At 67.8% G+C, this 13770-nt stretch carries 3 protein-coding genes; all 3 read left to right on the forward strand.

Features of this window, described 5'->3' with window-relative positions:
* Positions 1–666 precede the first annotated feature (666 nt).
* The 3 genes from GGR73_RS18190 (at position 667) to GGR73_RS18200 (ending at position 13677) form a co-directional block, all read left to right on the forward strand.
* A complete protein-coding gene (locus tag GGR73_RS18190; protein ID WP_184458198.1) occupies positions 667–4635 on the forward strand; it encodes a YadA-like family protein in 3969 nt (1322 codons plus the stop codon).
* Between the two features lie 83 nt (positions 4636–4718).
* The gene (locus GGR73_RS18195; protein ID WP_184458200.1) at positions 4719–6602 is read left to right on the forward strand and encodes a S8 family peptidase; all 1884 of its coding nucleotides are present in this window, start codon (positions 4719–4721) and stop codon (positions 6600–6602) included.
* 547 nt (positions 6603–7149) lie between these two features.
* Complete coding sequence (locus GGR73_RS18200; protein WP_184458202.1) at positions 7150–13677, forward strand: ESPR-type extended signal peptide-containing protein; 6528 nt, start codon at positions 7150–7152, stop codon at positions 13675–13677.
* Positions 13678–13770: the final 93 nt, after the last annotated feature.

Raw genomic sequence — 13770 nt, forward strand, 5'->3', positions numbered from 1 at the left:
CGTTGTCGTTTCCGGTGTCGGATCTGTGCGACGGCCTGCAGTGGTATCGAGTCCTTCGACCGTTGCCGCGAGCGGCGTGGCGATGCCTGGTGCTTTATGAGCAAGAAAATGCATGGCCGCGTTTGGGTCGACTGCAGGCTCCCAAGGAGCCAGGCTCGCCTGCGACGTCTGCCAATGGCAGCTACGTCCTTGCATACAGCGCGCGCAGCGGCAGGACACTCTAGAAAAACGCGGCTTTCCAGCCTGGCTTGCGGCCAGCACAAGGCTTGTCGCCATCACGTTGCATGCGTTGCTGGTGGGGGCGAACGCCTGCGGTCGCACTGGCACTGTTGCGATGAACTGCATTTAGTGAAGGTCGAAACATGGTTTACTTTAAGTAACTATCAAAACTACTAGGTATTTAGTCGAAGTATCTGGTGGTGCTGCTTGTGTGACGTCAATCTCAATTGAAATTTTGGTTTTTCAATAGATTCAGACCACGTTATGAATCTTCGATTCATGGCGTTTCTGCAGCACTTTATGAATTGATCGTGGATGCTTTTGCGCGGGTAGTTGCCGCTGCAGAAGCAGGACGAGTGCGTTTTCGATAAACCTCAGGGGGACCGTGCGATGCAATCGCACGGTGGTCGGTTTTTACATGCCAGACCAATGGGGAGTCAGTCGTTAATGAAGCGAATTCAATTGGATGCCGGTGGTGAGCAGCGTGCTCATCGCCGAACGGTAAGGCTTGCCCGCGACACGGGAAATCAAGCGCTATATCAATCTGCGGGGCATGCGCGCGGCAGGCTGGCGGCGGCACTGCTGCTGGCGCTTGCAGGCATGGCTGGAGTTGCCCAGGCCACGACCACGCAAGCCGACGCGCTTGCACATTGCACGGTGGTCCAAGGCCAACAGCGTTGCGACACCGATGCGGCGACAAGCGACAGCGCCGCGCCTGCAACAGCGAGCGCGCAAGCAGCGGCAACACCTGCGGCCGATGCCGATGCACCGGCGTTTGCAGATGGGCAGGATGCGCTGGCGCTGGGCAATGCGAGCAATGCACTGGGCGATGGAACCAGCGCGTTCGGCGGCGGAAGCCTGGCCTTGGAGCGCGACGCCACCGCGATCGGACACAACGTGTCGGCCGCAGGGGAATCGGCAACCGCCGTCGGCAGCGTGGCAACGGTCTACGACTACGACGCATCCGGATTTGTCATCGGGCAGCGCGAACAGGCCACGCAGGCGTCCGGTGTGGGGGCCACTGCCGTCGGCGGTGGTGCGGTGGCTGGGGACCCGTTTTCCAGTGCCGTTGGCAGCGGCGCCAGCGCCACTGGCGTGCAGAGCGCGGCGCTGGGTTATCGCGCACAGACCTTCAACGACGGCGCCACCGCGATCGGCGGGTTATCCACGGCAAGCGGTTTTCTCTCCACCGCCGGCGGCTACAGTTCGCGTGCCAGTGGAGACACGTCCACCGCCTTCGGTTACCGGGCGCGCAGCCAAGGCAGCAGCAGTATCGCGGTGGGCGATACCGCATTGGCCAGTGGCGTGCAGAGCGTGGTGGTCGGTGGCATCAGCAACTTCGGCTCGATCACCGCTGCCACCGGAACAGGTGGCATCGCGCTCGGTGCAGGTGCGCAGAGCCAGTCCGATTATGCGATTGCCATTGGCTACGATTCCAACATCTTTCCCAATGCGCCAGGCAATACCGATGCAGTGGCGATCGGCCACAGCGCCGGTTCGTTCGCGCCACGCACGGTGTCGCTGGGTGGTTTCGCCTTGGCGATGGGCGATGGTGGCATCTCGATCGGTCACGACAGCACCGCCTACACTGAAAACAGCATCGCATTGGGCGCACGTGCCGGCACCTCGTGGTTCAACGGCAACAACACCGCGATCGGTGCAGATTCCCAAACCAATGGCATCGACGCGGTGGCGATCGGCTATGGCGCGCGTGTGGGCGATTTTGTCGACGATGCCTGGAACCGCTCTGCCTCCAGCGCCGTTGCACTGGGCGCGCGTTCCTACGCGAACCGCAGCAACACGGTGTCGGTTGGCGATGTGCAGGCGGGGCTGACGCGGCAGATCACCAGCGTGGCGGCAGGCACCGAGGCCAATGATGCAGTCAATCTCGCCCAACTCGACAGCGTGCGTGCGGTGGCCGACCGTCTCGACAGCACGCTGGCCATTGGCAAGACCGATACGGACGAAGCCGCCGCCCATGTCGACGGACTCAATGCGCTGGCGTTGGGGAGCGCCAGCAACGCGATCGGCGATGGTGCCAACGCGCTGGGCTCGGGCAGTCTGGCACTCGGGCGCGATGCCGTGGCCGTCGGCCGCAACGCCAGCGCGGCCGATGCCTCGGCCGTTGCAGTGGGTGGCGTCGCGTCCGTGCCGGTATTCGATGCGGCGGGTTCCATCGTCGGTGCGCAGGAACAGGCCACCCTGGCCCAGGCGCGCGGCGCAGCGGCGCTGGGCAGCGGGGCGATTGCCACGCGCAGCTTCGCCACCGCGGTCGGCACGGGGGCAGCAGCCAGCGGTGAGCAATCGATGGCGGCGGGATTCAGCGCACGTGCGCAGGATGATGTCGCCACCGCGGTGGGCGCCTTCTCGACCGCGCGCAGTACGGCGGCGTCGGCTTTCGGCTTCGGTGCGCGGGCCGACGCGAGCATGACCACGGCGGTGGGCTTCAATGCCTCCAGTCTTGGCGAGAGCAGTGTTGCCATGGGCAGTCTGGCGGTTGCCGCCGGCGAGCGCAGCGTGACGCTCGGCGGCATGTCGCTGATCAGCTCCACGCTCAGGCCGGCGGGTGCGTTCCGGGTCGGTGGCGTTGCCATCGGCGCAGGTGCGCGCAGCGACGGCGATTACGCCGTTGCGCTCGGCTACAACGCCAACGTGTTCTCCAACGACAACAATACCGACGCGGTGGCGATCGGCCATAGCGCGGCGTCGTTCGCTCCACGCACGGTGTCGCTGGGAGCGTTGGCATCGGCCGAGGGCGCGGAGGGCATCGGCATCGGCTATGACGCGCGTGCCACCTCCAGCAGGAGCATCGCGATCGGGAGCGGCGCCAATACATCGATCCTCTACGGCGACAATATCGCGCTGGGAAGCAACGCCAAGGCGGATGCGCCCGATGCGATCGCGATCGGGCGCAATGCCAACGTGGGCGTGTTCGTCGGCGAAACGGGCAGCGCGGCGGTGGCATTGGGCGTGCAAGCCAATGCGCTGGGTAACAACAGTCTGGCAGTGGGTTACAACGCGTTTACCCGCCAGGGTGGTCGTGATGCCGTCGCACTCGGTGCCAATGCCGGTGCCAGCGGTGCCGATTCGGTGGCGCTGGGCGCGGGTTCGCGCAGCTACGAGGCCAACGTGGTGTCGGTGGGCAACGGCGATGGCCGCGGCGGCCCGGCCACGCGCCGCATCGTCAATGTCGGCAATGGTGCGATTGCCGGTGCCAGTACCGATGCGATCAACGGCGGCCAGCTGTTCCAGTCGCTCAGCAACGCCGCCAGCTTCCTCGGCGGTGGCGCGGCGATCGGTGCGCAGGGCGTGTTCGTCGCGCCGACCTACGTGGTCCAGGGCAGCAGTTACCGCAATGTGGGCGAGGCGCTGACTGCGCTGGACAGCAAGGTCAGCGAGCTGGATGCGCGTGGTGGTACGACGACGCCTGGCGCTGCGGCGCGTTCGGCTGCAGCGCGTGTGGCAACGGCGCCAGCCCCGGCTGCGGACGCCTCGGCTGGCGCCACTACCGCAGATGCGACAGCCGATGGCCTGCAGTCGATATCGCTGGCCGCTGACGGCATGGCCGACAGCGCGGTGTCCTCCGTCACCGCAACGGCGGGCGGGCTTGCCGCAAGCGACGCGCTCCAAGGCACGCCGACCGCCGCGGTGGTCGGCAGCATCACCCCGGCCGCAAGCTCCACCGCCGTGGGCACGGCAGCAGTGGCCAATCACGTGACCGGCACGGCGATCGGCGGCAGCGCGTATGCGCATGGCCCCAACGACACCGCGATCGGCAGCAACGCACGCGTCAATGCCGATGGCAGTACCGCGGTCGGCGCCAATACGCAGATTGCCGCGGTGGCGACCAATGCGGTGGCGATGGGCGAAGGCGCGCAGGTCAGTGCGGCCTCCGGCACGGCGATCGGACAGGGCGCACGTGCGAGTGCGCAAGGTGCGGTCGCGCTGGGTCAGGGGTCGGTTGCCGATCGTGCCAACACGGTGTCGGTGGGCAGCGTCGGCGGCGAGCGTCAGGTGGCCAATGTGGCCGCCGGCACGCGAGCCACCGATGCGGTCAACAAGGGCCAGCTGGACAACGGCGTTGCCGCGGCCAACAGCTATACCGACAGCCGCTACAACGCGATGGCCGACAGCTTCGAGACCTACCAGGGCGCTATCGAAGACCGTCTGCGTCGGCAGAACCGTCGCCTGGATCGTCAGGGCGCGATGAGCTCGGCGATGTTGAACATGGCCGCCAGCGTCGGTGGTATCGCCACACAGAACCGCGTCGGTGCCGGCGTCGGTTTCCAGAACGGCGAATCGGCGTTGTCGGTGGGCTACCAGCGTGCGATCAGCCCGCGCGCCACCTTGACGGTGGGCGGCGCACTCAGCGGTGACGACCGGTCGATCGGCCTGGGCGCCGGCTTCGGCTGGTAGCGCAGGTCTTGCCATCGCAGCGGCTGCGCTCGCGGCGGCTGCGTGCTCACTCATTTGCATTTCATCTTGAAGAGGACGTCATCGTGATTCAGACCCATCGTTCCCGAACCCTCGCCATTGCCTGCAGCGCGGTGCTGTCGCTTGCCGGCGGCATCGCCAACGCGGCCACGCCGGACGCCGGCATACGCAGCGCGCAACAGCTGCAGGCCATGCGCGATGCGCCGGTCGACGCCATCATCGTCACCTATCGCAGCGGCACAGTGAGCGCGCGCACCGTCGGCGCCGCGTCCACCGCCACCATCACTGCGGCGGCATCACGCGCGGCAGTGCGCCTGGCGCCGGCCACGCGCAGCGGCGCGCAGGCGGCGCCGACGCATGTGCGTACCCTGGCGGTGGGTGGAGAGTTGATCCGGTTGCCCACGCAACTCAGCCGCAGCGACGCCGACCGCCTGGTGCGCGAGCTGCAAGCCGATCCGGCGGTGGAACATGCACAGATCGATGCACGCGCCTATCCGTTGCAGAGCAGCGGCGGCAGCTTGCCCAACGATCCACTGCTGGCGAGCAATCAATGGCATCTCACCGATCCGGTCGGCGGCATCGATGCGCCGGCGGCGTGGAAGACCGCGCAGGGCGAGGGCGTGGTGGTGGCGGTGATCGACACCGGCATCCTGCCGGCGCACCCGGATCTGGCCGGCAATCTGTTGCAGGGCTACGACTTCATCACCGATGCCGGCCGGTCGCGACGTCCGACCGATGCACGCGTGGCGGGTGCGCTGGACCGCGGCGACTGGGAAGCCGAAGACGGCGAGTGCGGCATTTTTTCCGCGGCGCATGACAGCTCCTGGCATGGCACCCACGTGGCCGGCACGATCGCCGAAACCACCGGCAACGGCATTGGCGGTGCCGGCGTGGCCTACAAGGCCAAGGTGCTGCCGGTCCGCGTGCTCGGTCATTGCGGCGGTTCGTTCTCGGATATCAGCGATGCCATCGTGTGGGCGTCCGGCGGGCATGTGGAGGGTGTGCCGGACAATCGCGACCCGGCGGAAATCATCAACATGAGCCTGGGCGGCTTTGGCCCCTGCGATTCGGTCACGCAGGCGGCGATCGACGGTGCGGTGTCGCGTGGTACCACCGTGGTGGTGGCGGCCGGCAACGATGGCTCGGATGTGTCCAGTGCGGTGCCGGCCAACTGCGCCAATGTGGTGTCGGTGGCGGCCACCCGCCTGACCGGCGGCCTGGCGTACTACAGCAATTTCGGCAGCTTGATCGATCTGGCCGCACCCGGTGGTGGCGCACGCGATCTGGCAACCGACACCTTGTACGACGGCCCGATCGGCAGCTGGATCTGGCAGACCGGCTACACCGGCACGACCACGCCCACGTCCGGCCAATTCGACTATATCGGGCCCGGCTTTGCCGGAACCTCGATGGCCTCGCCACACGTGGCGGGGACTGCCGCACTGGTGCAGAGCGCGCTGATCGCCGATGGCAGGCCGCCGCTGACACCTGCGGCGCTGGAACGCCTGCTCAAGCGCAGTGCACGCGCGTTTCCGGTGCAGTTGCCGTTGAGCACGCCGGCCGGCAGCGGCATCGTGGATGCCGGCGCGGCGATCGATCGTGCACTGCGTCGCTGCGACAGCGGCGATCTGGGCTGCCAGCTGGATGCCCAGACGCTGCGCAACAGCGTGCCCGAGCGCGGCTTGTCCAATGTGGCCGGCGATGCCGGTGTATTCGCCTTCGAGGCGAACGCGGGTGCGGTGCTGAGCTTCATCAGCTTCGGCGGCAGCGGGCAGGCGGCGCTGTATGTCGCCTTGGGCCGCGCGCCGAGCGCGACCGACAACGACGGCATGTCCAGCCGCAGCGGAACCAGCCAGACGGTGCGCTTCACCGCACCGCGTGCCGGGACCTATTTCATCCGTCTCGACGGCAGCGGCTTCGATGGAGTGAGCCTGTTGGCGCGTCAGTGATCCGACACATGGCGGCGCGAGGGGGGGGGGCGCTGACGTCGGTTTCCTGACGCAACGGTGCGGGCAAAACCGCTCTCGTCCTGCACCATGATGGGCTGAGTGGTCGGCGCGGGGAGCGCTGGTCCGATTCGTGACCTGTTCGGCGCGCGGTTTTGCGCAACCAAGCCTGCTGGCGTCCTGCCAGCGGGCTTTTTTGTCTGCTGCGGACATGCGCATTCAGCTTGGAAATGTCTCTCAAGACATGACCTAGATCGCTGTTTTCCAAAGAATTATCAAAAAACGAATAAAAGCAAGCAGAAGTGTGATGGAACGCACGCTCAGCTTCGCTTTCTGTCAAAAACTTGACGCCTGATTTGACCGCTGTTAACACTTCGCTCAGTTCTATGGTTGGGTAGCGTTCACTTTTTGACTACCCAGGGTGCAGCTTCCGCGCACTGCCATTTGGCCCATGGCGCCAATCACCACGGGGAACCGCAGCGGCTGGAACGCCTCGCGATGGTGGGTGTTCGTCAAAAAACCAGTCCCAACATTCAGGAGCAGTGCGTCGATGAATCGGATTTATCGCAAGGTCTGGAACAAATCGTTAGGCGTGTGGGCCGTGGCATCGGAATTGGCCAGCGGCGACAGCCCGGGCGCAGTGAGCACCGCCGCATTCATCGACCGTCGCCAGAGCCGTTGCCTGGTTGCCGCGATCGCCCTGGCGCTGGGTAGCGCCGGCATCGCACTCCCCCTTTCTGCAATGGCGCAATCGGTCGAGGTCGGCCGCGGCGCATCGGCACCTGCCGCCAACGCCACTGCCATCGGCGCCGGCAGCCGCGCCAGCGCCACCGGCGCGCTCGCCAGCGGTGCCGACAGCAGCGCCAGCGGCGTGAACAGCAGCGCGATCGGCCGCCAGACCAATGCGATCGGCGAGAACGCGGTGGCCATCGGTTACAACAGCTTCGTACGCCAGAGCGGCGAAAACGGCGTCGCGCTGGGTGCAAACGCCGGCGTGACCGGTGCCAACTCGGTGGCGCTGGGCGCAGGCTCGCGCACCCACGAAGACGATGTGGTGTCGGTCGGCAGCGGCAATGGCCGCGGCGGCCCGGCCACGCGCCGCATCACCAATGTCGGCGCCGGCGTCAACGCCACCGACGCGGTCAACGTGGCGCAGTTGCGCGACGTGGCCGACGTGGCCGAAGACACGGCCACGTTCTTCAAGGCGACCCCCGGCGAAGACAGCGTCGGCGCCTATGTCGAAGGCGATAGCGCGTTGGCTGCCGGCGATGCCGCCAATGCAGTAGGCACGGCGACCACTGCGCTGGGAACCGGTGCCAATGCGGTGGCCGACAATGCCACTGCGGTCGGCGCCAATGCGCTCGCATCCGGGCAGAACAGCGCGGCATTCGGCCATAACGCGCAGGCCAACGGCCCTGGCAGCGTGGCCGTGGGCGGCGCTGCCGTGGACGAAGACGGCGAGCCGTTGGTCACCAACGGCGGCGTGCCGGTCACCACCGGCGCCACCAGTGCCGGCGTCGGCGGAACCGCAGTCGGCGCCAGCGCCAATGCCGATGGCTTCGCCGCCTCGTCGTTCGGCGTCGGTGCGTATGCGGCCGGGACGCAGTCTTCCGCGTTCGGTGCGGTAGCCAATGCGGCGGGCGATTACGCCACTGCGGTGGGCACGCAGACCAGCGCCAGCGGCACCAGCAGCACCGCTGTCGGTGGTCCGGTCGATTACATCCCGGGTCTGGGCTTCTTCGTACAGACCCAGGCCAGCGGCGAAGCCTCCACCGCGCTCGGCGCCGGTGCGATCGCATCGGGCAGCTACACCACGGCAGTGGGCACGCTCAGCGAAGCCTCCGGCACCGAAGCCACCGCGGTGGGTTACTTCGCCTATGCACCTGGCGAAGGTGCCACGGCAGTTGGCCCGGAATCCTGGGCCAGCGGCGAGCTGAGCACCGCGCTGGGTTACTACAGCACCGCACGCGGCGCCAACTCGGTGGCCTTGGGCGCCAATTCAGTGGCCACGCGCGCCAACACCGTGTCGGTGGGTGCGGCTGGCGACGAGCGTCAGATCACCAACGTCGCCGCCGGTACCGAAGGCAGCGATGCGGTCAATCTCGATCAGCTCACCGCCGTGTCCGACGTCGCCGCCACCACCGCGCGCACCTTCGTGGCCACCGGCGATGGCACCGCGATTGCCGAAGGCGTGGACAGCGTTGCGGCCGGTTCCAATGCATCGGCTTACGAGGATTACAGCACTGCGCTGGGTTCGAGCAGCCTGGCGTCAGCGGTCAACACCACTGCGGTCGGCAGTGGTGCGGTGGCCAATGTCAACAATGCCACCGCGCTCGGCTTCAACAGTATCGCCAGCGACCGCTATGCCACCGCCGTGGGTGCCGACAGCACGGCATCGGGCTTCTATGGCACTGCAGTCGGCGGCACCAGCGTGGCCAATGGTCGTGGCGGTACCGCGATCGGTTTCGAAAGCATCGCCAATGGCCTCGAATCCACCGCACTCGGCTTTGCCAGCGTGGCCTGGGGCGACACCAGCACCGCCGTGGGTGCGGAAAGCACCGCCTACGGCGCGGGCAGCGTCGCGGTGGGCATCACCTCGGCCGCCAGCGGCAGCGTTTCGGTCGCCATCGGCGACAACGCCTATGCCGGCGGTGGGCGTGCAATCGCCATCGGTTCGCAGTCAGTCGGCTATGGCGATCGCAGCATTGCGCTGGGCACCGAGGCAGTCGTCGAAGGCGCAGACAGCATTGCGATCGGCGACGGCGCGCGGATTGCGGTCGACAACAGCGTTGCGCTCGGCGTCGGCGCAGTGGCCGATCGCGCCAGCACGGTGTCGGTGGGCACGGTTGGCGGCGAGCGTCAGATCACCAATGTCGCTGCCGGTACCGAAGGCACCGATGCGGTCAATCTGGATCAGCTCACGGCAGTGTCCGATGGCGCCGCCAACACCGCGCGCACGTTCGTCGCCACCGGTGACGGCACCGCAATTGCCGAAGGCGCCGACAGCGTTGCGGCAGGTTCCGATGCGTCGGCGCTCGCCGATAACAGCACGGCGCTGGGTGCCAGCAGTATCGCCAGCGGGCGCGGCGCAACCGCACTCGGTTATGAAAGCCTTGCCAACGGTGCTGCATCCACTGCGGTGGGTGTGGCCAGCGTGGCGTGGGGCCAGGGCAGCACGGCACTGGGTACCGACAGCGTGGCCTACGCCGACAACAGCGTGGCGCTGGGTGCCGGCGCGGTTGCCGATCGCGACAATACGGTGGCGGTCGGCAGCGTCGGTGGCGAGCGCCAGATCACCAATGTCGCCGCCGGTACCGAGGGTACCGATGCGGTGAACCTGGACCAGCTCAACGCAGTCGGCGAAACCGCCGAAACCACTGCGCGTCTGTTTGCCGGCACCGGCACCGGCACGGCCGATGCGCAGGGCGAGGACGCCACCGCAGCCGGCTCCAACGCTACCGCAGACGGCGATTACAGCAGCGCGTTCGGTTCCAGCAGCCAGGCCACTGCGATCGGCGCCGTCGCCATCGGCAGCGGTGCCAGCGCCACCGCGCAGTACGCCAATGCAGCCGGCTACAACGCCGCTGCCAGTGGCTACGGCAGCATCGCCAACGGCGCCTTCAGTCAGGCCAGCGGCGATTACGCCGTGGCCGTGGGTGGCGAGAGCGAAGCCGCCGGCGCGCAGAGCACCGCGCTGGGTGCGGCGGCAGGTGCGTATGGCGATGGTTCCCTGGCCGCCGGCACGTTGAGCGTGGCCGATGGCAGCGAAACCACCGCGGTGGGCTATTTCGCCAGCGCCAGTGGCGAGTCGGCCACTGCGGTCGGCGCAGAGAGCGTGGCCGATGGCACCAGCGCGGCGGCGTTCGGCTTCGGTGCCGAGGCCACCTCCAACTACTCCACCGCCTTGGGCGGCTATTCCAGTGCGACCGGTTTCAACAGCACCGCGCTGGGCAATTTCAGCACCGCCAGCGGCTCCAATACCGTGGCCGTGGGTGGCGATGCCACCGCAACCGGCGACTACAGCGTTGCAGCCGGCCAGGGCAGCGTGGCCAGCGGCTACAACAGCGTGTCGGTCGGTGGCGCCCTGCTCGGCCTGTTGCCGACTGAAGCCTCCGGGGACTACTCCACCGCGCTCGGCGGCGCGGCATGGGCACCGGGCCTCAACAGCACCGCGCTCGGCAATTTTGCCGAATCCACCGGCGAAGGCAGCGTGGCGCTGGGTGCCGATTCGGTGGCCGATCGCGATTTTGCGGTGTCGGTGGGCAGCGCCGGCAACGAGCGTCAGATCACCAACGTGGCCGCCGGTACGCAGGGCACCGACGCGGTGAATCTGGATCAGCTCAACGCCGTTGCCGAAACCGCACAATCCACCAGCAAGTACTTCCAGGCCAGCGGCAGCGATGACAGCGATGCCGGTGCCTACGTCGAGGGCGACAACGCCCTGGCCGCAGGCGAGGGCGCCAATGCCACCGGTACCGGCGCCACGGCGTTGGGTGCCGGTGCGCAGGCGGTGGTCGATAACGCAACGGCGGTTGGCGTGAGTGCGCTGGCCAGCGGAACCGGCGCAGCTGCAGTGGGCAACAACGCCCAGGCCACCGGCGAAAACAGCAGCGCCGTCGGCAGCAATGCCCTGGCCAGCGATGTCGGTGCCAGCGCAAACGGTGCCGGCGCGCAGGCAATTTCGACCTATGCGACCGCGCTCGGCAGCGAAGCGGTGGCATCGGACAACCAGGCCACCGCGGCCGGTTTCCGCAGCACCGCCTCCAATGTCGGCAGCGCCGCCTTCGGTGGTTACAGCGAATCCAGCGGCAGGCTGTCGTCGGCGCTGGGCTATGGTGCGGTGGCGTCCAGCGACTACAGCACCGCCGTGGGTGCCGCCGCACTGGCCTCCGGCGCAAGTGCAGTGGCCGTCGGCGAATTCAGCGAGGCCACCGGCGAAGAAAGCGTGGCCGTCGGCGGCAGCACGTTCTTCGGCTTCATCCCGGCGCGTGCCTCCGGCACCGGCGCTGCTGCATTCGGTGCGGGCGCGTGGGCCACGGCCGACTACACCACCGCCATCGGCTGGAATTCGTATGCCGACGGCGTCAATGCCACCGCGCTCGGTCAGAGCGCGGCGGCCCTTGCCGACAATACGCTTGCCCTGGGTGGCGGCAGCCGCGCCGATGCGGTCGGCGCCAGCGTGGTCGGTGTGGATGCATCGGCAACCGGCATCAACAGCACCGGTGTCGGTCGTCAGGTCAACGTGATCGGCGAGAACGCGGTGTCGGTGGGCTACAACTCGTTCGTGCGCCAGAGCGCGGTCAATGGTGTGGCCCTCGGTGCCAACGCCGGTGCGACCGGTGCCGATTCGGTGGCGCTGGGCTCGGGCTCGCGCACCTACGAAGCCGACACGGTGTCGATCGGCAGCGGCAATGGCCGCGGCGGTCCGGCTACGCGTCGCATCGTCAATGTCAGCGACGGCCAGGCGGCGACCGATGCGGTCAACAAGGGCCAGCTGGATGCCCTGGCGGCCGATGTGCAGACCACCAACGGCATGGTGCAAACCACCGGTGAAGGGGTGGCCAGCGCAACCGGTGATCGCGCCACTGCCGCGGGCGCCGGTGCAACCGCCAGCGGCGCACGCAGCGTGGCGATCGCCTCCGGCAGCCGCGCCTCGGCCACCGGCGCCAGCGCCATGGGCGTGGACAGCAGCGCCAGCGGCGTGAACAGCACCGCGATGGGCCGGCAGACCAATTCCATCGGCGAAAACGGTGTGGCGTTGGGCTACAACTCCTTCGTGCGCCAGAGCGGTGCCAATGCGGTGGCGCTGGGTGCCAATGCCGGTGCCAGTGGTGCCGACTCGGTGGCGTTGGGCTCAGGCTCGCGTACCTACGATGCCAACGTGGTCTCGGTGGGTAGCGGCGATGGCCGCGGCGGCCCGGCCACGCGCCGCATCGTCAACGTCGGCAATGGTGCGATTGCCGGTGCCAGTACCGATGCGATCAACGGCGGCCAGCTGTTCCAGTCGCTCAGCAACGCCGCCAGTTTCCTCGGCGGTGGCGCGGCGATCGGTGCGCAGGGCGTGTTCGTCGCGCCGACCTACGTGATCCAGGGTGCCAGCTACAACAATGTCGGTGCGGCATTGACCGCGTTGGACAGCAAGGTCACCGAGCTGGATGCACGCGGTGGTACCGCAACGGCCAGCACTGCGGCACGCACGCTGTCGCTGCGCACTGCAGGGGTGCCTGCAGTGGCTGCGAGCGCAGTGAGCCCGTCGGGCAACGCCGTTGCCGATACCGGCGCAGGCGTGCAGGGCACGCCGACCGCCGCAGTGGTCGGCAGTATCACCCCGGCTGCAACGTCCACCGCCGTGGGCACGGCCGCAGTGGCCAATCACGTGACCGGCACGGCGATCGGCGGCAGCGCGTATGCGCATGGCCCCAACGACACCGCGATCGGCAGCAACGCACGCGTCAATGCCGATGGCAGCACCGCGGTCGGCGCCAATACGCAGATTGCCGCGGTGGCGACCAATGCGGTGGCGATGGGCGAAGGCGCGCAGGTCAGTGCGGCCTCCGGCACGGCGATCGGACAGGGCGCACGTGCGAGTGCGCAAGGTGCGGTCGCGCTGGGTCAGGGGTCGGTTGCCGATCGTGCCAACACGGTGTCGGTGGGCAGCGTCGGCGGCGAGCGTCAGGTGGCCAATGTGGCCGCCGGCACGCGAGCCACCGATGCGGTCAACAAGGGCCAGCTGGACAACGGCGTTGCCGCGGCCAACAGCTATACCGACAGCCGCTACAACGCGATGGCCGACAGCTTCGAGACCTACCAGGGCGATATCGAAGACCGTCTGCGCAGGCAGAACCGCCGCCTGGATCGTCAGGGCGCGATGAGCTCGGCGATGTTGAACATGGCCGCCAGCGTCGGTGGCATCGCCACGCAGAACCGCGTCGGTGCCGGTGTCGGTTTCCAGAACGGCGAGTCGGCGTTGTCGGTGGGCTACCAGCGTGCGATCAGCCCGCGCGCCACCTTGACGGTGGGCGGCGCACTCAGTGGTGACGACAGTTCGATCGGTGTGGGTGCCGGCTTCGGCTGGTAACGCACCGCTGCATGACACGCGGCGGCGCCGATGTGCGCCGCCGCGCCAGAGCAAGGCCTGAGGGGGCGGGCAAGGACCGTGGCTGGGCCGGCC

It is taken from the genome of Xanthomonas sp. F14 (assembly GCF_014199865.1).